This is a genomic window from Streptomyces sp. NBC_00388, from assembly GCF_036061255.1.
GTDB lineage: Bacteria > Actinomycetota > Actinomycetes > Streptomycetales > Streptomycetaceae > Streptomyces.
In genome coordinates, this window is sequence record NZ_CP107948.1 from 2,000,146 (window position 1) to 2,021,600 (window position 21,455).

The following is a 21,455-nucleotide window of genomic DNA, read 5'->3' on the forward strand; positions in this document are numbered from 1 at the left end:
CCAGGTCCGGGGAGCGCGAAGAGCCCCGTCCAGCGAATGGACGGGGCTCCTGCTGTGGCGACTTTTCAGTCGGTCAGGTGATCAGTGGTGACCGTGGCCGCTGGTGATCTCCTTGTACTCGTCGGCAGAGGGCTTCTCGATCTGGCTGTGCTCGCCGTAGTAGCCCTTGCTCAGCTTGGCTCGCACCTTGGTCAGACGCGACACCTTGCGCGCGACACCGTTCTCGTCGACCTCGGGGCCGATCTCGAGCGGCTTGTACTGCTCGTGCGCGGTGAGGGTGTGCAGCTGTTCGGCGTTGAGCGGCTCGTGGACCTCGATGAACTCACCGTGCGGGAGGCGCTTGATGATGCCGGACTCACGTCCGTGCAGCACCTTCTCCCGGTCGCGGCGCTGCAGGCCGAGGCACCAGCGCTTGGTGATGATGAACGCGATGACCGGTCCGACGAACATCCCGATCCGGACGAACCAGGTGATCGCGTTGATCGACAGGTCGAAGTGCGTGGCCCAGAGGTCGTTGCCGCCGCCGACGAGCAGGATCAGGTAGAGCGTGATCCAGGCGACGCCGAGCCCCGTACGCGTCGGAGCGTTGCGCGGGCGGTCCAGGATGTGGTGCTCACGCTTGTCCCCGGTGATCCAGGACTCGATGAACGGGTAGACACCGATACCGACGAGGACCAGCGGGAAGACCACGATCGGGATGAACACGCCCAGGACGAGCGTGTGACCCCAGGCGTTGATCTCCCAGCCCGGCATGATGCGGACGAGGCCCTCGGAGAAGCCCATGTACCAGTCGGGCTGGGCGCCGGTCGACACCTGGTCCGGGCGGTAGGGGCCGATCTCCCAGATCGGGTTGATCGAGGCGATCGCCGCCATGGCCGCGATGACACCGAAGACCAGGAAGAAGAAGCCTCCGGCCTTGGCCATGTAGACCGGCAGCAGGGGCATGCCGACGACGTTCTTGTTGGACTTGCCGGGACCCGCGAACTGCGTGTGCTTGTGGTAGAAGACCAGGATCAGGTGGCCGACCAGCAGGCCGAGCATGATGCCCGGCAGCAGCAGTACGTGGACCGAGTAGAACCGGGAGACGAAGTCCCCGCCGGGGAACTCGCCGCCGTACAGGAACATCGACAGGTACGAGCCGACGATCGGGATGGAGAGCATGACGCCCTCCATGAACCGCACACCCGTACCGGACAGCAGGTCGTCCGGGAGGGAGTAGCCGGTGAAGCCGGTGAACATCCCGAGCACCAGAAGCAGGAAGCCGAAGAGCCAGTTGATCTCGCGCGGCTTGCGGAAGGCGCCCGTGAAGAACACGCGCATCATGTGCACCAGCATGCCGGCCAGGAAGACCAGCGCCGCCCAGTGGTGGATCTGCCGGATCAGCAGGCCGCCGCGGACCTCCAGGCTGATGTTCACCGTCGAGGCGTACGCCTCGGACATGTGGATGCCCTGGAGCGGCACGTACGGGCCGTTGTAGACGACCTCGTTCATGCTCGGGTGGAAGAACAGCGTCAGATAGACACCCGTGAGGATGATGATGATGAAGCTGTAGAGGCAGATCTCACCGAGCATGAAGGACCAGTGGTCCGGGAAGATCTTGCGCATGTTGGTCTTGGCCAGGCCGTAGATGCCCAGCCGGCCATCGGCCCAGTCGGCCACCCGCTCGCCGGCGGGCGCCTTGCGCTGTGTATCCGTCACGGTGCTCATCCGCGCTCCCAGAAGGCAGGACCGACGGGCTCTGCGAAGTCGCCGAGCGCTTCGAGATTACCCTCGCCGTTCACACCGATCCGCAGCTGCGGAAGCGGGTGGCCGGCCGGGCCGAAGATGACGCGGGCGCCGTCGGACAGGTCGAAGGTGGACTGGTGGCACGGGCAGAGCACGTGGTGCGTCTGCTGCTCGTACAGGCTGATCGGGCAGCCGACGTGGGTGCAGATCTTCGAGAAAGCGACGATGCCGTCGTGGGCCCACTCGCGTTCCTTCTTGTCCTTGATGTTGTCCGGCTGGATGCGGACGATCATCAGGGCGGCCTTCGCGATCTGCGTCTGGAAGTCCTCGTCGGACTCCTCCAGGCCCTGCGGCATCGCGAACGTCAGCGAACCTACGGCCACGTCCTCGGGACGCAGCGGCTGGTTGGTGTTCATGTTGATGAGCACCTTGCCGCGCGCCCACAGGGTCTTGCGGAGCTTCTTCTCCGGCAGCGGGCCCAGGTCGCGCAGCAGCATCACACCGGCGAGCGGCACCATGGCCATGGCGCCGAACAGGGTGGTGCGGATGAGCTTGCGCCGGCCGAAGCCGGACTCGGCGGCACCTGCCGCGAAGTCGGCCATGACCTGCGCCTTGACCTCGGCCGGGGCCTCGATCGGGTGACGGTCGGCCGGCATCTCGACGTCCGACATCAGCGTGCGGGCCCAGTGGACCGCGCCGGCGCCGATCGTGAAGAGCGCCACGCCCAGGGTCAGACCCAGAGAGAAGTTGAGCGCGCTCACGTGCCCGAACGGGAAGATGAAGACGAGCTTGTCGACCGGGAAGATCACGTAGGACGCGATGAACCCGATCGTCGCCAGCATCGAGAGCGTGAACAGGAAGGCGACCACGCGCTCGGAACGCTTGGCGGCCCGCTCGTCGATGTCCTGGATGCGCGGCTTGTGGGCCGGCAGACCCGGGTCCGCGAACGGGTCGTCCACGGTGTCCACCGCGCCGTGCGCGGTGCCCTGCTCACTCGGCAGGTTCTCTTCGGAATTCTCTTGGCTACTCATGACTTCTTGGCCTTAGCGGTGTGGGCCGCGACCCAGATGGCAACTGCGATCAGCGCACCGAGTCCGAAGATCCAGCCGAAGAGACCTTCGCTGACCGGACCGAGGCCGCCCAGCTTCAGGCCGCCCTCACTGGCGGAGTTGTCGCCGTTGACGGTCTTGATGTACGCGATGATGTTCTGCTTCTGCTTCTCCGGCATCGTCGTGTCGGGGAAGTTCGGCATGGACTGCGGGCCGGTCTGCATGGCCTCGTAGATGTGCTTGGGGTCCACGCCTTCGAGGCTCGGGGCGTACTTGCCGTGCGTCAGGGCACCGCCCTCGCCCGTGAAGTTGTGGCACTGGGCACAGTTGGTGCGGAACAGGTCGCCACCGGCTGCGATGTCGGCACCCTGGTCGCTGTACTGCTTCGAGGTCGGCGCGATGGGTCCGGCGCCGAGGGAGGCCACGTACGCGGCGAGCTGGTCGATCTCGCCCTGCGAGTAGATGACCTTCTTCTTCGGCACCTGGGCGCCGGGCTGCTGGGCAGGCATACGGCCGGTGCCGACCTGGAAGTCCACGGCGGCAGAGCCGACGCCGACCAGGCTGGGACCGTCGGATGTGCCCTGGCCGCCCATTCCGTGGCAGCTTGCGCAGCCCACGGAGAACAGCTTCTTGCCCTCACTGATGGCGAGGGACTGGGAGGTGTCGTCGGCCTGCGCCTTGCCCGCGGGAGCGAACGCGGCGTACAGCCCCCCGGTGGCCGCCAGCGCGAGGAGTAGGACGACGACCGCCGCCAACGGGTGGCGTCGTCGTGCGGAGAGCTTTTTCACGGATTACCCCGGTGTCAGGATCTTCTGCGTCGGTCTGGATGAGTGGGGCGTCGGGCCCGATTACTTGATCAGGTAGATCGTCGCGAAGAGGCCGATCCACACGACATCGACGAAGTGCCAGTAATAGGACACGACGATGGCTGCGGTCGCCTGCTGGTGCGTGAATCTCTTGGCCGCGTATGTCCTGCCGAGAACGAACAGGAAGGCGATCAGGCCGCCTGTCACATGCAAGCCGTGGAAGCCTGTGGTCAGGTAGAACACCGAGCCGTACGGGTCGGAGGAGAGCGAGAGGCCGTCCTCCTTCACCAGGCTGGTGTACTCGAAGATCTGGCCTCCGATGAAGATCGCACCCATCACGAACGTGATCGAGAACCACGAGCGCAACTTCTTCACATCGCCGCGCTCGGCGGCAAAGACGCCGAGCTGGCATGTGAGGGAGGAGAGCACAAGGATCGTGGTGTTCGTCGCCGAGAAAGGAACGTTCAGCGAGGACGCCATATCCTTCCAGTGCTCGGGACCCGTCACCGATCGCAGGGTGAAGTACATCGCGAAGAGGGCCGCGAAGAACATCAGCTCGGAACTCAACCAGATGATGGTTCCGACGCTGGTGAGGTTCGGCCGATTGACCGACGGGTGCGCGTGCCCGGTTTCTACTGTCGTTGCTGTCGCCACGACCGACATTATGTCGGTCGCTTATCCCGCCCTCACCCTGGGGGGTGCCGTTCGGTGTGTCAGGCGCTCGTGTCCAGCCCGAACAGCCCATCGCGAGGCAGGCCGTAACGGTGTTGACGGGGTGTCGGACGGAGTAGCATCCGCGCCAAGGTCCAACCCCAACGGGCCCCGCGGGCCCCGCAGATCCCGCAGATCCCGAAGACACAGCCGTCACGGAGGAACAATGCAGCCGAGCGCCACGGTCCTGGTCTACAGCGACGACGCGAATACCCGGGAACAGGTACGGCTCGCGGCGGGTCGCAGGCCGGCCGCGGACGTGCCGCCGGTGCAGTACCTGGAGTGCGCGACGCTCGATGCGGTGCTCGGCGCCCTGGACAGGGGCGGGATCGACGCCTGCGTCCTGGACGGCGAGTCCGTCCCGGCGGGCGGTATGGGCGTCTGCCGGCAGATCAAGGACGAGGTCTTCCACTGCCCGCCCGTGCTGCTGCTGATGGGGCGGCCGCAGGACGCCTGGCTGGCCACCTGGAGCCGCGCGGACGCCGCGGTGACCCTTCCGGTGGAACCGGTGGAGTTCGCGGGCGCACTGGCCGCCCTGGTGCGCGGCCGGCTCGCGGCGGGCACCGTCTCCGCGGGGACCTGACCCGGGTCCGCAGACCCTCCCCCACGGAGGAACGGTGCCGGCTGCGGGTCAGAGCGCGGCGGGCCTCAGCCGGGCCGTCTGCTCGGGTGCTGCGGTGCTCTGCTTTCCGTTCGTCAGCGCGCTGCCCTTGGCCCACTTGGCCCAGGACAGGTTCCAGTCGCCGTAGCCGTTGTCGAACGGCGTCATCGTGTCGCCGTCGCTGCCGACGACCTTGACTATGTCGCCCTGGCGCACGTGGTTGAAGAACCACGCGGCGTTGCCGGTGCTCATCCCGGTGCAGCCGTGGCTGGTGTTGGCGGACCCCTGCGATCCTTCGGACCAGGGCGCCGCGTGCACGTACTCACCGCTGAGTGTGACCTGCGTCGCGTAGTAGACCGGCAGGTCGTACGAGTCGGAGCTGCCGGCGGCTATCCCGATGCTGGAACTGGTCATACGGACGAAGTAGGTCTTGCCCAGCACGACCTTGACGCCGTTACGGGTGGAGAAGCCCGGCTTGCCGGTGGTCACCGGGATGGTGTTGATCACGTGACCGTCGCGCTTGACGGTCATCTGGTGCGCCGAGGCGTCGGTTATCGCCTCCAGGCGGTCGCCGGTCCTCAGCTTGAGCGGCTTGGCGGCGCCGCCGTACAGCTTGTCGCTCACCTTTATGCCGTTGAGGTTGCTGTGCACGCTGATCGTGGCGTGCGCGGGCCAGTACTCCTTCGGGCGGTAGTGCAGCGTCTTGCTGTCCACCCAGTACCAGGCGCCGTCGGCGGAGGGCACCGAGTCCACCTTGAGGGCCCGCTCGACCTGCGCCCTGGCCGCCTTGTCCTTGACCGGGGCGCTGAGCTGGGCGGTGACCGGCTGGCCCACTCCGTACTCGCCGCCCTTGGGGCCGAAGGTGACGTTCAGCCGGTGGGACGCGGTCGCCGTGTCGAAGGACATCGTGCGGCCGCCCGGCGCGCCGTCGTCGTCCTCGGTGGCGACCCGGACCGTGTAGTGCACACCTGCGGCCAGCGGGGCGGTGCTGTGCCACCTGCTGCCGTCGGCGGAGAGTTCGCCCGCCAGCTGGCGCCCTGTGCTGTCGGTGGCCGTCACATCGGTGATGCGGCCGTCGTCGTCCTTGGAGGTGATTTCCAGCGGCTTGTCGGGGTCGGCCTTGCCTTTGCTCTGGAGGCCGTTGAAGGAGATCGAGTCGGCCGCGTCGAACGGCGGCGCGGAGAGTGGACTGTTGCCGGAACTGCCGCACGCGGTCGCCGCTGCCCCAAGGGACACGACCAGCAGCGTGCAGCTCAGGACCGTACGGGTTCGAGGTGCATGGCTCATATGCACACGTTAAGAAGATCCCCCGGTAACGGCACGCCGGATGACTGCAAACGGGGAGGCCCGGACACCTGATCGGCGTCCGGGCCTCCCCGTTCGGTCCAGCGGTGGGGCGCAGCCCCTACTGGTTCTGGTTCTCCCCGCGGTAGAACTCGAAGACCCAGCCCCACAGGCCGATCACCACGAGCGGTGCCGAGAAGTACAGCAGCCACCAGCCCATGGCGATGGCGAGGAAGGCGAGCGCGCCGCCGACGGCCAGCGAGATCGGCTGCCAGCTGTGCGGGGCGAAGAACCCCACCTCACCGGCGTCGTCCGCGACATCGGCTTCCTTGTCGTCCATCGCGCCGGCGTCGATCCGCTTGGCCGTGAAGGCCAGGTAGAAGCCGATCATGATGCTCAGCCCGAAGGCCATGAAGAGGGCCGTCGTTCCGGCTGCCTCCTTCGACCACACGCCGTAGACGACCGCCACGGCGAGGATGAAGACGGCCAGCCAGATGAACATCTTGCCTTGGACCTTCACTTGCCTGCCTCCTTGCCGCCGGACAGGACCTTGTCACCGGAGCCGTGGTTCTCGAGCTGGTCGAGAGCCGCGATCTCCGGGTGGTGCAGGTCGAACGCCGGGGATTCGGAACGGATCCTCGGGAGGGTCGTGAAGTTGTGCCGGGGCGGCGGGCAGGACGTCGCCCACTCGAGCGAACGGCCGTAGCCCCACGGGTCGTCGACCTCGACCTTCTTGCCGTACTTGGCGGTCTTCCAGACGTTGTAGAAGAACGGCAGGATCGACAGGCCCAGCAGGAAGGAGCTGATGGTCGAGATGGTGTTCAGCGTGGTGAAGCCGTCGGCGGCGAGGTAGTCCGCGTACCGCCGCGGCATGCCCTCGACACCCAGCCAGTGCTGCACCAGGAACGTGCCGTGGAAGCCCACGAACAGCGTCCAGAAGGTGATCTTGCCGAGCCGCTCGTCCAGCATCTTGCCCGTGAACTTCGGCCACCAGAAGTGGAATCCGGAGAACATCGCGAAGACCACGGTGCCGAAGATGACGTAGTGGAAGTGCGCGACGACGAAGTACGAGTCGGAGACGTGGAAGTCCATCGGGGGCGAGGCCAGGATGACGCCGGTCAGACCACCGAAGGTGAAGGTGATCAGGAAGCCGACGGCCCAGAGCATCGGTGTCTCGAAGGACAGCGACCCCTTCCACATCGTGCCGATCCAGTTGAAGAACTTCACACCGGTCGGCACTGCGATCAGGAAGGTCATGAAGGAGAAGAACGGCAGGAGCACACCGCCGGTGACGTACATGTGGTGCGCCCACACGGTCACGGAGAGACCGGCGATCGAAATCGTCGCGGCGACCAGGCCGATGTATCCGAACATCGGCTTTCTGGAGAACACCGGAATCACTTCGGAAATAATTCCGAAGAATGGCAGCGCGATGATGTACACCTCTGGATGGCCGAAGAACCAGAAGAGGTGTTGCCATAGGAGCGCGCCGCCATTTGACGCATCGAATACATGAGCGCCGAACTTGCGGTCCGCCTCCAGCGCGAAGAGTGCGGCAGCGAGAACCGGGAAGGCCAGCAGGACCAGCACACCGGTCAGCAGGACGTTCCACACGAAGATCGGCATACGGAACATCGTCATGCCGGGGGCGCGCATGCAGATGATCGTGGTGATGAAGTTGACCGACCCGAGGATCGTGCCGAAGCCGGAGAAGGCCAGACCCATGATCCACATGTCGGCGCCGACACCCGGTGACCGGACGGCGTCCGACAGCGGGGAGTAGGCGAACCAGCCGAAGTCGGCCGCGCCCTGCGGGGTGATGAATCCACCGACCGCGATGAGCGAGCCGAAGAGGTACAGCCAGTACGCGAACATGTTCAGCCGCGGGAACGCCACATCGGGCGCCCCGATCTGCAGCGGCATGATCCAGTTCGCGAATCCGGCGAAGAGCGGCGTCGCGAACATCAGCAGCATGATCGTGCCGTGCATCGTGAACGCCTGGTTGAACTGCTCGTTCGACACGATCTGCGTACCCGGACGGGCCAGCTCGGCGCGCATGACGAGCGCCAGCACACCGCCGATGCAGAAGAAGGCGAACGATGTGACCAGATACATCGTGCCGATCGTCTTGTGATCAGTGGTGGTCATCCACTTGATGACGATGTTTCCCGGCTCTTTGCGCCGTACCGGCAGCTCGCTCTCGTAGGAGTCGTCTGCTGCGGCGGCACCCTGAGGTTCGTTGAGGATGCTCACAGGTTGTTCGTCTCCGCGTTCTTGGCGTGGCCAGTCTGCGCGATCCCGGCGGGGATGTAGCCGTTCTGGTGCTTGGCCGCCAGGTCCTTGAGGTGCTGCTTGTAGCGCTCCGGGGAGACGACCTTCACATTGAAGAGCATCCGGGAGTGGTCTACGCCGCACAGCTCAGCGCACTTGCCCAGGAAGGTGCCCTCCTGGTTGGGGGTCACCTCGAAGGAGTTGGTGTGGCCCGGGACAACGTCCATCTTCATGAGGAACGGCACCACCCAGAAGTCGTGGATGACGTCGCGCGAAGTAAGAACGAACCGGACCTTCTCGCCCTTGGGCAGCCAGAGGGTCGGCCCCGGGTTGCCGGTCTGCGGGTTCCGGGAGGCCGGCGTACCGACGTCGTAGACGCCCTCGGCTCCCTTGGGGAACTGCTTGGTGAAACGGTCCGGGATGTCGGACAGTTCCGTGGTCTTCGCCGCGTTGCCCGTGGAGGGGTTGCCGTCCACGTCCTCCACGTAGTTGAAGCCCCAGCTCCACTGGAAGCCGACCACGTTGACCGTGTGGGTGGGCTTCGCCGAGAGGTTGAGGAGCTTCGACTCATCGCGCGCGGTGAAGTAGAAGAGCACCGAGACGATGATGAGAGGGACCACGGTGTACAGGGCCTCGATGGGCATGTTGTACCGGGTCTGCGGAGGTACCTCCACCTTGGTCCGGCTACGCCGGTGGAAGATGACACTCCAGATGATCAGCCCCCACACCAGCACGCCCGTGGCGAGCGCTGCCGCCCACGAGCCCTGCCAGAGGGAGAGGATCCGAGGTGCCTCTTCCGTTACCGGGGTGGGCATACCAAGGCGGGGGAAATCCTTGTACGAGCAACCTGTAGCGGTCACAAGGATCAGGCCCGCAGTCAGCACCTGCGGCAGCTTCCGCCGCATCGGGCGCCGCGACGAGCGGTCGGAGCCGTTGGGACTCACGTAGCGCCTTCCCGAGAGTCTCGCCCGGCCGGCCGGCTGCGGCCGCATCGAGGTCGGTCGCCGGTCCTGCTCGGGCAGGGGTTTGGATGTTTATGCGGACCAAACCCTACTGGAGGCCATTTGGGGCCGCGCGGGGAGGGTGCCCAACGCGCCGTCCGACACCCCGAAGGGGTGGAATCCCGGCTTCCGGCGGGGATCTGACGGTCCCTCCCCGGGGACGGCGGACGGGCCGTCCGCACCCGGCGGCTAGCGTGACGCCGTGTCCTACTTCGATGCCGCGTCCTCCGCGCCCCTGCACCCCGTCGCACGTCAGGCCCTGCAAGCCTCCCTGGACGACGGCTGGGCCGATCCGGCCCGTCCGTACCGGGAAGGGAGGCGGGTGCGGCTGCTGCTCGACGCGGCCCGGGAGGCGGCGGCCGAGGCCGTCGGGTGCCGTCCGGACGAGCTCGTATTCACCTCGTCGGGGACCCGGGCGGTCCATTCCGGAATTGCTGGAGCACTTTCCGGCCGTCGGCGTGTCGGCAGTCATCTGGTGGTTTCGTCGGTCGAACACTCGTCGGTGCTCCATTCGGCGGCGACCCATGAGGCGGGCGGGGGTTCGGTCACCGAGGTGCCGGTGGGGCGGACCGGGGCGGTCGACCCCGGCACGTACGCCGCCGCCCTGACCGAGGGGACCGCACTGGCCTGTCTGCAGTCCGCCAACCACGAGACGGGCACGGAGCAGCCGGTCGCCGAGGTGGCCGGTGCCTGCCGGGCCGCGGGCGTACCGCTGCTGGTGGACGCGGCCCAGTCCCTGGGGTGGGGGCCGGTCGGCGGGGACTGGTCGCTGCTCACCGCCAGTGCCCACAAGTGGGGCGGGCCCGCGGGGGTGGGGCTGCTCGCCGTACGGAAGGGCGTGAGGTTCGCCCCCCAGGGTCCGGCGGACGAGCGCGAGTCCGGGCGGGCCGCGGGCTTCGAGAACGTCCCGGCGATCGTGGCCGCCGCGGCCTCGCTGCGGGCCGTACGGGCCGGGGCCGGGGCCGAGTCGGTGCGGCTGCGGGGACTCGTGGACCGGATCAGGGCATCGGTGCGCGAGCTGGTGCCTGATGTCGAGGTCGTCGGCGATCCGGTGCGGCGGCTGCCGCATCTCGTGACGTTCTCCTGTCTCTATGTCGATGGGGAGACTCTGCTGCACGAGCTGGATATGGCCGGTTTCTCCGTGTCATCCGGTTCGTCCTGCACCAGCAGCACGCTGACACCCAGTCATGTACTGCGGGCGATGGGGGTGCTCTCGGAGGGGAACGTCCGCGTCTCGCTCCCGCTCGGCACGCCGGATGCGGAAGTGGACCGTTTCCTCGCCGTGCTGCCGGGGGTGGTCCGTTCCGCGCGGGAGCGGCTGGGCGCCGGCGCGACGGGCGCCGCGGGGCCGGTGCGGGACGAGCGGCGAGGGCGGCTCCCGGCGCACACCGCTGCGGGACCCGGTGCCGCTGCGGGACCGGACGGCGGGGCGGGGCCGGACGGGCTCGTCGTGGACGCGCTGGGCAAGCGGTGCCCGATCCCGGTGATCGAGCTGGCCAAGGTCATCGGGGACGTGCCGCTGGGCGGGGTGGTGACGGTGCTCTCGGACGACGAGGCCGCCCGGCTCGACGTACCGGCGTGGTGCGAGATGCGCGGACAGGAGTACGCGGGGGCGCACCCGGTCGACGGCGGTACCGCCTTCCGGGTGCGCCGCGTGTCGTGAGCCGCGGGCCGGCGCTACTTGAGGTGGGTCCGGACCTCTGCCGCCGCGTCGTCGCCGTACGCCTTCGTGAAGCGGTCCATGAAGTCGTTGCGGCGCAGGGTGTACTCCTGTGTGCCCAGCGTCTCGATCACCAGGGTGGCCAGCATGCAGCCGATCTGGGCCGCACGCTCCAGGCTCACGCCCCACGAGAGCCCCGACAGGAAGCCCGCGCGGAAGGCGTCACCCACGCCGGTCGGGTCGACCTTCGCCTCCTCCTCCGCGCAGCCGACCACGATGGGCTCCTCGCCCCTGCGGTCGATCCGGACGCCCCGGGCGCCGAGTGTGGTGACCCGCTGGCCGACCCGGTCGAGGATCTCGTCCTCGGTCCAGCCGGTCTTGGACTCGATGAGCCCCTTCTCGTACTCGTTGGAGAACAGGTACGTGGCACCGGCGAGCAGGGTGCGGATGTCCGCACCGGTCATCCGGGCGATCTGCTGCGAGAAGTCGGCAGCGAAAGGGATCGAACGGGCGCGGCACTCCTCCGTGTGGCGGAGCATCGCCTCGGGGTCGTCGGCGCCGATCAGCACCAGGTCGAGGCCTCCGACGCGCTCGGCGACCGACTGGAGCTCGATCTGGCGGGCCTCGCTCATGGCGCCCGTGTAGAACGAACCGATCTGGTTGTGGTCGGCGTCCGTGGTGCACACGAAGCGGGCGGTGTGCAGGACCTCGGAGATCCGGACCGAGCCGGTGTCCACGCCGTGCCGGTCGAGCCAGGCGCGGTACTCGTCGAAGTCCGAGCCCGCCGCGCCGACCAGGATCGGGTCGGTGCCGAGCTGTCCCATCCCGAAGCAGATGTTGGCGCCGACACCTCCGCGCCGTACGTCGAGGTTGTCGACCAGGAAGGAGAGGGAGACCGTGTGGAGCTGATCGGCGACCAGCTGGTCGGCGAAGCGGCCGGGGAAGGTCATGAGGTGATCGGTGGCGATGGAGCCGGTGACTGCGATGCGCACGGCGAGCACTCCTGCGGAGGAGGGAGGCGGACACCTCACGCTACCGGTTCGTACGCCCGCGGCTCACGGGGAGGAAACTACCCGATAGTAGCGCTTTCTCCGCAGGCGGACCCGTGCCTAGGCTGGAATATGAACTTCACCGCGTCCCGGACCGCTGCCCCGTCCGAGCCCGAAGCCGACCTCACCGATCTGCGTGGCGACTGCGCGCGCATGGCGCCCCACTGGGTGGTTCCCGCGGGGCCCGCGCCGGCGCCCGTCCCCCCGTCGCTGATCCACGGCGTCACCGTGCCGCCCGCGTCCGCGCGGCTCATCGACGCCATGTCCGAGTACGGCGACTGAGCGGCCCCGCAGGCGGCGGAGAGGCCGCGGAGGGAACCGCGAGCTCCCCCGCACCGTCCCACCACCGTTCCCCCGCACGGGGGAGATGCCACACGGCAGTGGGCGGCAGCGGAGTCGAAGGAGCATGCGGTGAGCAGCGAACGACCCGAGCACGACACGGCACGTCCCCGGCGGCGGCGGTCCCCCGCCGCCGTCACCTCGGTGGCAGCGGCGGTGTTGCTGGCCGGAGGCGGAGGCGCCTACTGGGCGGCGACCGCGGCCGGCCACGACAGCGGCGGCACGGAGACCAGCGGCGCCCCCGGCGGCGCCGCCGACCCCCCTCCCCTGGCTCTCGACCAGTCGGCGCGCAGCGGCGGTTCCCCGGGCATCGCGCCGGGGGAGCCCGACCCGCGGGGCGCCGTCTACCGCGCCGAAGGCCCACTCCCGGACCCGCCGAAGACAGCTCCGGTGTACCGCGCCGATGGCACCGTCACCGCCGCCGAGGTGGCGCGGCTGGCCGGCGCGCTCGGCGTGCCGGGCACGCCACGCCGGGTGGGTGAGGCCTGGAGGGTGGGCGCGGGCAAGGACGGGTCGGGGCCACTGCTCCAGGTCACCCGACAGGCTCCGGGAGCCTGGACGTTCACCCGGTTCGGCAGCGGCGGAAGTGACAACTGCCCACTCGGCAAGGGCTGTTCGTCCGGCGGGGCGCCATCGGCAGGCGACGGGAAGCCCGTCGGTGAGCAGGCGGCGAAGGCCGCGGCGGCACCGGTGCTGAAGGCGCTGGGCGAGAGCGGCGCGAAGCTCGACGCCGGGCGGGTGATGGGGTCGGTGCGGGTGGTCAACGCCGACCCGGAGATCGGCGGGCTGCCCACGTACGGGTGGACGACAGGGCTGCAGATCGGGGCGGACGGCCGGCTGACCGGCGGCAGCGGCTCACTGAAGGCTCCCGTCAAGGGGCCGGAGTATCCGCTGATCGGCGCGGCCGGGGCACTGAAGCGCCTCAACGCGCCCGCGGGCGGGGCGGGCGGCGCCGCAACGGACGGCGGCGAGACCGGTGGCTGCGCCACCATGGAGCCGCTCACCGCGCGCTCGGCCGCCGGGGCCGGTACGGGGAGCGCACCGCCGTCCGCGGGGTGCACACCGCCGGCCGGATCGTCCGGGCCCCGGCAGGTGACCGTCAGCCACGCGGAGCTGGGGCTCGCGGTACGGATGGCCGGAGGACAGCAGCTCCTCGTCCCCTCATGGCTGTTCGAGACCCGGCCCGCGGGTACGGCGGGGCCCGTCACGGTCACCGCGACGGCGGTGGCGGACCGCTATCTGAAGAAGCCGGAGCCGCCCGCGGAGAGCAACCGGCCAGGCGGCTCGGACCAGGCCCCGACGGGGTACCGCGCCGACGGCCGGAGCCTGACCCTGCGCATCGTGGGCCAGGTGTGCGGGCGGTACACCATCCGGACCACCGAGAGCCGGAGCGCCGTGCGGGTGGCGCTGACCGCGCCGAGCCGGAAGCCCGGAGCGGTCTGCCCCGACATCATCGCTCCGGTGACGCAGAAGGTGCAGCTGGAGCAGCCGCTGGGCAGCAGGCAGGTCGTCAACGCGGCAACCGGTGACCCCGTCCCGCGGATGGGCCGCTAGGAACAGCCGAGGGGGCGGTCCCGGATCTCTCCGGGGCCGCCCCCTCGGGGCGCCTGCACACGTCCGGGGACGCGAACGGCGGACTAGCTGAACGAGTCGCCGCAGGCGCAGGAGCCGGTGGCGTTCGGGTTGTCGATGGTGAAGCCCTGCTTCTCGATGGTGTCGACGAAGTCGACGGAGGCGCCACCCAGGTACGGAGCGCTCATCCGGTCGGTGACGACCTTGACGCCGCCGAAGTCCTTGACCACATCGCCGTCGAGCGAGCGCTCGTCGAAGAAGAGCTGGTAACGGAGGCCGGAGCAACCGCCGGGCTGGACGGCCACGCGGAGTGCGAGGTCGTCACGGCCTTCCTGGTCGAGCAGGGCCTTGACCTTGGACGCGGCAGCGTCGGACAGGAGGATGCCGTCGCTCACCGTGGTCTTCTCGTCCGATACGGACATCTGCTTCACTCCCGGGAGGGTCTCCCCGCCGGAGCGGCGGGGGAAGTACGGACTGCTTGCCGACCGTTGCAACCGGCAGGGCCGCGGATTCATTCCGGGCCCGGTACTTCTCTTTGCCCCTTCATGCTCGCACACCCCCCGCGCGGCGTCACGAAGCTGGGCGTCCAGGGATACGTCACATTGACGAGATTGCCATCGTCAAGGTGACGTGAAGCAGCTATGATAGATAGCGTCATTTAGACGAAAAGGCCCCGGTGAAAGCACCGGCTCCACCGGAGCGGCACAAGCCGCGCGTTTTTTCTTGAGAAGAAAGGGTGCGTGTCGTGACCACCGCCCAGCCCCGTCAGGATCTCGATGTACAGCCCTCGCCGCTCGCGCTGCTGCTGCTCGGCCGCGAGGCGGACCCGAAGAGCGAGCGCGGTGTGGAGTGCCCGGGCGACCTGCCCGCGCCCTCCGACCCGGACCTGGTCGAGCGCGCACGTGCCGCCAAGGAGAAGCTCGGGGACAAGGTCTTCGTGCTCGGCCACCACTACCAGCGCGACGAGGTCATCCAGTTCGCCGATGTGACCGGCGACTCCTTCAAACTCGCCCGCGACGCCGCTGCCAGGCCGGAGGCCGAGTACATCGTCTTCTGCGGTGTGCACTTCATGGCCGAGTCGGCCGACATCCTGACCACGGACGACCAGAAGGTCGTACTCCCCGACCTGGCGGCGGGCTGCTCGATGGCCGACATGGCCACCGCCGAGCAGGTCGCCGAGTGCTGGGACGTACTGACCGATGCCGGTATCGCCGACCGGGTCGTACCCGTCTCGTACATGAACTCGTCCGCCGACATCAAGGCCTTCACCGGGCGGCACGGCGGCACCATCTGTACGTCGTCCAACGCGCAGCGCGCCCTGGAGTGGGCCTTCGGCCAGGGCGAGCAGGTCCTCTTCCTCCCCGACCAGCACCTGGGCCGCAACACCGCGGTGAGGGACCTGGGAATGTCGCTGGAGGACTGCGTCCTGTACAACCCGCACAAGCCGAACGGCGGCCTCACCACCGAGCAGCTGCGCGGGGCCAGGATGATTCTGTGGCGCGGGCACTGCTCGGTGCACGGACGCTTCTCGCTGGACTCGGTGAACGACGTCCGTGAGCGCATCCCCGGCGTGCGGGTCCTCGTCCACCCCGAGTGCAAGCACGAAGTCGTGTCGGCGGCGGACGAGGTGGGCTCGACCGAGTACATCATCAAGGCGCTCGACGCGGCGCCCGCCGCTTCGAAGTGGGCGATCGGGACCGAGCTGAACCTGGTGCGCCGGGTGGCCGCAGCCCACCCGGACAAGGAGATCGTCTTCCTCGACAAGACGGTGTGCTTCTGCTCGACCATGAACCGGATCGATCTGCCGCACCTGGTCTGGACACTGGAGTCGCTCGCCGACGGCAAGACGGTGAACCGGATCGAGGTCGATCCGGAGACCGAGAAGTACGCGAAGCTGGCCCTGGAGCAGATGCTGGCGCTGCCGTAACGCAGTGGTGCCGCCGCCAGCCCCGGAGAGCCAGGGCGTTGGCAGGACGCGGGCGGGCCCCGCACCGGATGCCGGTGCGGGGCCCGCTCGTGCGTGTGCCGGTCAGACGTTGGCGGGCTCCGGCTCGTCCGACGGCGACTCGGCACCTGCCGGGTCCGCGCCGTCCGCCTTCCTGGCGCGCTTGGCCGCCTTCTTCGCGGCCCGGCGCTCCTTGCGGAGCTCCACCAGCGCGTAGAGCGTCGGCACCAGCAGCAGCGTCAGCAGCGTCGACGTGATCAGACCGCCGATCACCACCACGGCCAGCGGCTGCGAGATGAAACCGCCCTCGCCTGTGACGCCGAGCGCCATCGGGAGCAGCGCGAAGATCGTCGCCAGTGCGGTCATCAGGATCGGCCGCAGACGGTGCCTGCCGCCCTCCACGACCGCCTCGACCACACCGAGACCCTGCGAGCGGTACTGGTTGATCAGGTCGATCAGCACGATCGCGTTGGTGACCACGATGCCGATGAGCATCAGCATGCCGATCATCGCCGGGACACCCATCGGGGTACCGGTGACGAGCAGCAGGCCGATGGCGCCGGTGGCCGCGAACGGGATCGAGACCAGCAGGATCAGCGGCTGGACCAGCGAGCGGAACGTCGCCACCAGCAGCATGAAGACGATCGCGATGGCCGCCAGCATGGCCAGCGCCAGGTTCTTGAACGCGCTGCTCTGGTCGGACGAGATGCCACCGATCTGGACGGTCGCGCCGCTGGGCAGTGCCTTCTTGATGCCGTCGATCTTCGACTGGAGCGCGGTGGTGACCGCGCCCGTGTTGTCGCCGGTCGGCTTCGCCGTGATCGTCGCGGCGCGGGCGCCGTCGATGCGGGTCATCGAGACCGGTCCGGGGACCAGCTCGACCGTGGCGATGTCGCCGAGCCTGACCGCGCCGAGGCTGAGCTTCTTCAGCTGGGCGAGGGTGGTGGCCGGCTGCGCCGACTTCACGACGACGTCCCGCTCGGTGTCGTCCAGGATCATCTTGCCCGACGTGGTGCCCTGGACCGCCTGGCCCACGGCAGCGCCCAGCGTCGTCTCGTTGTACCCCGCGGCGGCTGCCCTGGAGTTGGCCTTCACGGAGATCCGCGGCACGCTCTGCGAGAGGTCGCTCTCCACGTCCTTGACGTGGTCGAGCTTGGCCACGGCGGCCCGTACCTGCTCGGACGCCTTCTTGAGCGTGTCGCCGTCGCCCGCCTTGACCACGACGCTGAGGTCCTGGTCGCCGAAGCCGCCGCCGCTGCCGACGCTGGCGTCGCCGATGCCGTGCAGCCCGGCCAGGCCCTTCTCGATGCGGTCCTGGGTCTTGTCGTAGTCCGACGCGTTCTTCAGGGTCACCTGGTACGAGGCCTGGTTGGCGCCCGTACCGCCGCCGAAGGCGGCTGCGAAGCCGGAGGAGCCGACCGTGACCTGGTAGTCCTTGATCGTGTCGATGCCGTCGAGCACCTTCTCGACCTTCCTGGCCGCGGCGTCCGCGGTCTGCAGGCTGGTGCCCGGGTCGAGCTTCTGGGTGAGCGAGAGGGTGTCCTGGTCGCCCTGGTCGAAGAAGTTGGTCTTGAGCAGCGGAGCCATCCCGAAGGTGGCGACGAGCACCACGGCCGCGATGACCAGGCTGGTGATACGGCGCCGGGTCGCGAAGCGGAGCACCGGGACGTAGAAGCGCTGCAGGCGGCTGCGCTCCTCCTTCTCCTCGGCCCTGCGGCGCAGCTCCTGCGGGTCGACGCCCGCCGAGCCCTTGGGCGCCCGCAGGAACCAGTACGAGAAGACCGGGACCACGGTCAGCGAGATCAGCAGCGAGGCCAGCAGCGCCGCGGTGACCGTGATGGAGAACGAGCCGAAGAGCTGTCCCACCATGCCGCCGACGAGGCCGATCGGCAGGAAGACGGCCACGGTCGTCAGGGTGGAGGACGTGACCGCGCCCGCGACCTCACGGACCGCGCCGATGATCGCCGTCTGGCGCTCCTCGCCGTAGCTCAGATGCCGCTTGATGTTCTCCAGGACGACGATCGAGTCGTCGACCACCCGGCCGATCGCGATGGTCAGCGCGCCGAGGGTGAGCACGTTGAGCGAGAGGTCACGGGTCCACAGCACGATCAGTGCCAGGAGCACCGAGAGCGGGATGGAGAGCGCCGTCACCAGGGTGGAGCGGAGCGACGCCAGGAAGACGAGGATCACGATCACGGCGAAGAGGAGGCCGAGGGCGCCCTCGGTGGTGAGGCCTGAGATCGACTTCGAGACGGAAGGACCCTGGTCGAAGATGACCTTCAGGTCGCTGTCGGAGCCGAGGGTCTTGCGCAGCGCGGGCAGCTTGTCCTTGACCGCGTCGGAGATGGCGACGGCGCTGCCGTCCTGGTCCATCGTCAGCGAGAGGGAGAGGCTGGGCTTCCCGTCCGTGCGCGTGATCGAGACCGCGCTCGCGGGCTGTTCGGCGACCTTGGCGATGTCGCCGAGGCGCACCGGCTTCGGGGCCCGGCCCGAGGGGGAGGCACCGCCCGGGGCGGCCTGGCCGGTGACGCGCAGGTCCTCGATCTGCTTCAGCGAGGTGTAGCCGCCGCCGACCTGGACCGTGCGGCTCTTGCCGTCCTCGGAGAACGCACCGGCCGGGAGCGTGGCGCCGCCCGCCTGGAGTGCCTGGCTGAGCGTCGCCGCGTTCAGCCCGGCGGTCGCCAGCTTCCTGGCGTCGGGGGTGACGGTGACCTGGAGGTCCCGCACACCGTCGACGTTGACCTGGCCGACGCCGTCGATGTCCTGGAGGACCGGGACGACCGAGCGGTCGAGCTGGTCGGAGAGCGCCTGCTGGTCCTTGTCGGACGTGACGGCGAGGACGACCGTCGGGATGTCGTCGGTGGAACCGGCGACGACCTGCGGGTCGACCGAGTCCGGGATCTTCACCCGGGCGCGGTTCACGGCCTGCTGGACATCGGCGACGAGCTGCTTGGTGCCGTTGCCGTAGTCGAACTGGGCCATGATCACGGCGTTGCCCTCGCTCGCCGTGGAGGTGACGCCCTTGATGCCGTCGACAGCCTTGATGGTGTCTTCCAGCGGTTCGACGACCTGCTTCTCGACCACGTCGGGGGACGCGCCCTGGTACGGGGCGAGCACCGAGACCATCGGCAGTTCGATGGTGGGCAGCAGCTGCTGCTTGAGCTGCGGTATCGCGATCGCACCGAAGACGACGGCGACGATCGATATCAGCCCGATCAGGGCCCGTTGCGCGAGGCTGAATCTGGACAGCCAGGACATGGGGTCTCTCTTCTGTGGCGTGCGAGGCAGGTGTAACCGAAGGGATGAAGGGGCACGTGTGACCCACTCCTACCTTCTGCCATCCGGCGGGCCGGATTCGTCGCTCCCAGGTCCCTTACTTATCCGGCACATACCGCAGGTGGAGTATGCCGTCGCTACGCCCTTGGGTGGACCAGGCCCGATTCGTAGGCAATTACCACCAATTGGGCCCGGTCGCGGGCGCCGAGCTTCGCCATCGCCCGGTTCACATGGGTCTTGACGGTGAGGGGGCTGACCGCCAGCCGTTCGGCGATCTCGTCGTTGGAGTGGCCGCCGCCGACCTGGACGAGCACCTCACGCTCGCGGACGGTGAGCGCGGCGAGCCGGCCCGCGTACGCCTCGGGGTCCGATCCGTCCGAACTGCCGCCCTGGGCAAGGAATCGCGCGATGAGCCCCTTGGTGGCCACCGGGGAGAGCAGTGCCTCCCCCGCCGCCGCGATACGGATCGCGCTGAGCAGCTCCTCCGGCTCGGCGCCCTTCCCGAGGAAGCCGGACGCGCCGGCCCGCAGGGACTGGACGACGTACTCGTCCACCTCGAAGGTGGTGAGCATCACCACGCGTACCGCGGTGAGTTCGGGGTCGGTGCTGATCGTGCGGGTGGCGGCGAGCCCGTCCGTGCCGGGCATCCGGATGTCCATCAGGACGACGTCGGGGGCCTCCGAGCGGGCGAGGGCCACCGCCTGCGCGCCGTCCGCCGCCTCCCCGACGACCTCCATGTCGGGCTCCGAGTCCACCAGCACCCGGAACGCGCTGCGCAGCAGCGTCTGGTCGTCGGCGAGCAACACCCTGATCGTCATACGTCCTCCCCCGCTCCGGCCGTGACCGGCAGTATCGCCTGTACGCGGAAGCCACCGCCGAAGCGGGGCCCCGCCGAGCAGGAGCCGCGCAGCGCGGCCGCCCGTTCGCGCATCCCGATCAGACCGTGCCCCCCGCCCGCCTGAGCCGTGCCGTATCCGGCGCTCTCCGATCCTGCCGCCGCCTCGCCGCCCGCGCCGTCGTCGATGACGGTGACCTCCACGGCCGGGCCCACCCGCACCACACTGACCTCGGCCCTGGCGCCGGGCCCCGCGTGCTTGCGCACATTGGTCAGGGCCTCCTGGATGATCCGGTACGCGGCCAGGTCGACCGCGGCGGGCATCTCGGTCCCCTCGTGGCTGCAGGCCACCTCCACCGGGAGCCCGGCATTGCGGAAGGTGTCCACCAGCGCGTCGAGCACCGCGAGTCCCGGGGCAGGCTCGGTGGGTGCCTCGGGGTCGCCGGACTGGCGCAGCAGGCCGACGGTGGCGCGCAGTTCGTTCAGCGCGGAGCGGCTCGCAGCCCGTACGTGGGCGAGCGCCTCCTTCGCCTGGTCCGGACGCCTGTCCATGACGTGCGCCGCCACGCCGGCCTGGACGTTGACCAGGGCGATGTGGTGGGCGACGACATCATGAAGGTCGCGGGCGATCCGCAGCCGCTCCTCGGCGACCCGGCGTCTGGCCTCCTCGTCACGGGTGCGCTCGGCCCGCTCGGCCCGCTCCCGTATCGCGTCGACGAAGGCGCGGCGGCTGCGTACGGCGTCCCCGGCGGCCGATGCCATACCGGTCCAGGCGAAGATCCCGAGGTTCTCCTGGGAGTACCACGAGGTCCGGCTGAAGCACATGGCCGACGCCGTCAGCACGGCCATGGTGAGCAGCCCGACCCGCCAGGTGGTGGGGCGGTCGGTGCGGGAGGCGACGGTGTAGAGCGCGATGACCGCGCTCATCGCGACCGGCGCCGGCGGCTCCCCCGCGATCAGCTCGACCAGGGTGACCGCTCCGGTCACCGCCAGGACGGGCATCGGACGGCGCCGCCGCAGCACCAGGGCCGCGGCGCCCACCACCATCAGGACGACGCTGCGCAGCTCCGGGCTCCTGGTGCCGAAGGTCGGGCCGTCGGGGCCGCCGGTGTCGGCGAACGAACCGGTGATCATGCAGACGAGCACGGCCAGGGCCAGCACGGCGTCGAGCGCCAGCGGATGGGCGCGCAGCCAGCCGCTGGCCCGGGCGTAGCGGGTGGCGGCTTTCGACGGGGAGGTCACGTCGAGCAACGGTACGGCGTACCGCCGCGTGGTCCGGACGGCCCGTTCTCCGCTGCCGCTCCAGGTCCCGGAGCCGTGCGCACAGCACG

At 69.0% G+C, this 21,455-nt stretch carries 18 protein-coding genes; 5 read left to right on the forward strand and 13 right to left on the reverse strand.

Features of this window, described 5'->3' with window-relative positions; genetic code table 11:
- Window positions 1–81 precede the first annotated feature (81 nt).
- From qcrB to ctaE, 4 genes are read right to left on the reverse strand one after another with little or no spacing between them, the layout of a single operon-like run.
- A complete protein-coding gene (gene qcrB / locus OG917_RS09155; RefSeq protein WP_328317057.1) occupies window positions 82–1,707 on the reverse strand; it encodes a cytochrome bc1 complex cytochrome b subunit in 1,626 nt (541 codons plus the stop codon).
- Window positions 1,704–2,756 (reverse strand): cytochrome bc1 complex Rieske iron-sulfur subunit, encoded by a 1,053-nt coding sequence (gene qcrA, locus OG917_RS09160; RefSeq protein ID WP_328317058.1) that lies wholly within the window; start codon window positions 2,754–2,756, stop codon window positions 1,704–1,706. Before qcrA ends, qcrB begins: the two co-directional genes overlap by 4 nt.
- Entirely contained in the window at window positions 2,753–3,562 is an 810-nt protein-coding gene (gene qcrC, locus OG917_RS09165) for a cytochrome bc1 complex diheme cytochrome c subunit (protein ID WP_328317059.1), read from the reverse strand. Before qcrC ends, qcrA begins: the two co-directional genes overlap by 4 nt.
- 60 nt (window positions 3,563–3,622) lie before the next feature.
- Window positions 3,623–4,243 carry an aa3-type cytochrome oxidase subunit III gene (gene ctaE / locus OG917_RS09170; protein WP_164264241.1) on the reverse strand — a complete coding sequence of 207 codons (621 nt, stop codon included), beginning with the start codon at window positions 4,241–4,243 and terminating at the stop codon, window positions 3,623–3,625.
- Between the two features lie 214 nt (window positions 4,244–4,457).
- On the opposite strand from ctaE, the gene OG917_RS09175 reads away from it, so the two are divergent.
- Window positions 4,458–4,874: a hypothetical protein gene (locus OG917_RS09175; RefSeq protein ID WP_328317060.1), complete on the forward strand. Its 417-nt coding sequence runs from the start codon at window positions 4,458–4,460 to the stop codon at window positions 4,872–4,874.
- 48 nt (window positions 4,875–4,922) lie between these two features.
- On the opposite strand, the gene OG917_RS09180 is transcribed toward OG917_RS09175, so the two are convergent.
- The 4 genes from OG917_RS09180 to ctaC form a co-directional block, all read right to left on the reverse strand.
- On the reverse strand, window positions 4,923–6,179 hold the full coding sequence (locus OG917_RS09180) for a L,D-transpeptidase (RefSeq protein WP_328317061.1): 1,257 nt from the start codon (window positions 6,177–6,179) through the stop codon (window positions 4,923–4,925).
- 118 nt (window positions 6,180–6,297) lie between these two features.
- Window positions 6,298–6,696: a cytochrome c oxidase subunit 4 gene (locus OG917_RS09185; RefSeq protein ID WP_328317062.1), complete on the reverse strand. Its 399-nt coding sequence runs from the start codon at window positions 6,694–6,696 to the stop codon at window positions 6,298–6,300.
- Entirely contained in the window at window positions 6,693–8,429 is a 1,737-nt protein-coding gene (gene ctaD, locus OG917_RS09190; RefSeq protein WP_328317063.1) for an aa3-type cytochrome oxidase subunit I, read from the reverse strand. Before ctaD ends, OG917_RS09185 begins: the two co-directional genes overlap by 4 nt.
- Window positions 8,426–9,391 (reverse strand): aa3-type cytochrome oxidase subunit II, encoded by a 966-nt coding sequence (gene ctaC / locus OG917_RS09195; RefSeq protein ID WP_328317064.1) that lies wholly within the window; start codon window positions 9,389–9,391, stop codon window positions 8,426–8,428. Before ctaC ends, ctaD begins: the two co-directional genes overlap by 4 nt.
- A 259-nt stretch (window positions 9,392–9,650) precedes the next feature.
- Here ctaC and OG917_RS09200 point away from each other — a divergent pair, with 259 nt between their 5' ends.
- A complete protein-coding gene (locus OG917_RS09200) occupies window positions 9,651–11,111 on the forward strand; it encodes a cysteine desulfurase/sulfurtransferase TusA family protein (protein ID WP_328317065.1) in 1,461 nt (486 codons plus the stop codon).
- A 14-nt stretch (window positions 11,112–11,125) separates the two neighbouring features.
- On the opposite strand, the gene OG917_RS09205 is transcribed toward OG917_RS09200, so the two are convergent.
- The gene (locus tag OG917_RS09205) at window positions 11,126–12,100 is read right to left on the reverse strand and encodes a carbohydrate kinase family protein (protein WP_328317066.1); all 975 of its coding nucleotides are present in this window, start codon (window positions 12,098–12,100) and stop codon (window positions 11,126–11,128) included.
- A 129-nt stretch (window positions 12,101–12,229) separates the two neighbouring features.
- On the opposite strand from OG917_RS09205, the gene OG917_RS09210 reads away from it, so the two are divergent.
- Together OG917_RS09210 and OG917_RS09215 are read left to right on the forward strand one after the other, a co-directional pair.
- Entirely contained in the window at window positions 12,230–12,439 is a 210-nt protein-coding gene (locus OG917_RS09210; protein WP_328317067.1) for a hypothetical protein, read from the forward strand.
- A 129-nt stretch (window positions 12,440–12,568) separates the two neighbouring features.
- Window positions 12,569–14,050, forward strand: a complete 1,482-nt coding sequence (locus OG917_RS09215; RefSeq protein WP_328317068.1) for a hypothetical protein — start codon at window positions 12,569–12,571, stop codon at window positions 14,048–14,050.
- Window positions 14,051–14,133: 83 nt separating this feature from the next.
- On the opposite strand, the gene OG917_RS09220 is transcribed toward OG917_RS09215, so the two are convergent.
- Window positions 14,134–14,490: a HesB/IscA family protein gene (locus OG917_RS09220; RefSeq protein WP_164264231.1), complete on the reverse strand. Its 357-nt coding sequence runs from the start codon at window positions 14,488–14,490 to the stop codon at window positions 14,134–14,136.
- A 314-nt stretch (window positions 14,491–14,804) separates the two neighbouring features.
- Between OG917_RS09220 and nadA the strand changes: the two genes are divergently transcribed.
- A complete protein-coding gene (nadA, locus tag OG917_RS09225) occupies window positions 14,805–15,995 on the forward strand; it encodes a quinolinate synthase NadA (protein ID WP_328317069.1) in 1,191 nt (396 codons plus the stop codon).
- Window positions 15,996–16,097: 102 nt separating this feature from the next.
- Here nadA and OG917_RS09230 read toward each other — a convergent pair whose 3' ends face one another.
- The 3 genes from OG917_RS09230 to OG917_RS09240 all read right to left on the reverse strand — a co-directional run bounded on the left by OG917_RS09230 (window position 16,098) and on the right by OG917_RS09240 (window position 21,366).
- Complete coding sequence (locus tag OG917_RS09230) at window positions 16,098–19,271, reverse strand: efflux RND transporter permease subunit (protein WP_328317070.1); 3,174 nt, start codon at window positions 19,269–19,271, stop codon at window positions 16,098–16,100.
- A gap of 155 nt (window positions 19,272–19,426) precedes the next feature.
- Window positions 19,427–20,107, reverse strand: a complete 681-nt coding sequence (locus OG917_RS09235; protein WP_328317071.1) for a response regulator transcription factor — start codon at window positions 20,105–20,107, stop codon at window positions 19,427–19,429.
- Window positions 20,104–21,366 carry a sensor histidine kinase gene (locus tag OG917_RS09240; protein WP_328317072.1) on the reverse strand — a complete coding sequence of 421 codons (1,263 nt, stop codon included), beginning with the start codon at window positions 21,364–21,366 and terminating at the stop codon, window positions 20,104–20,106. The genes OG917_RS09235 and OG917_RS09240 overlap by 4 nt, the downstream gene beginning before the upstream one ends.
- Window positions 21,367–21,455 lie beyond the last annotated feature (89 nt).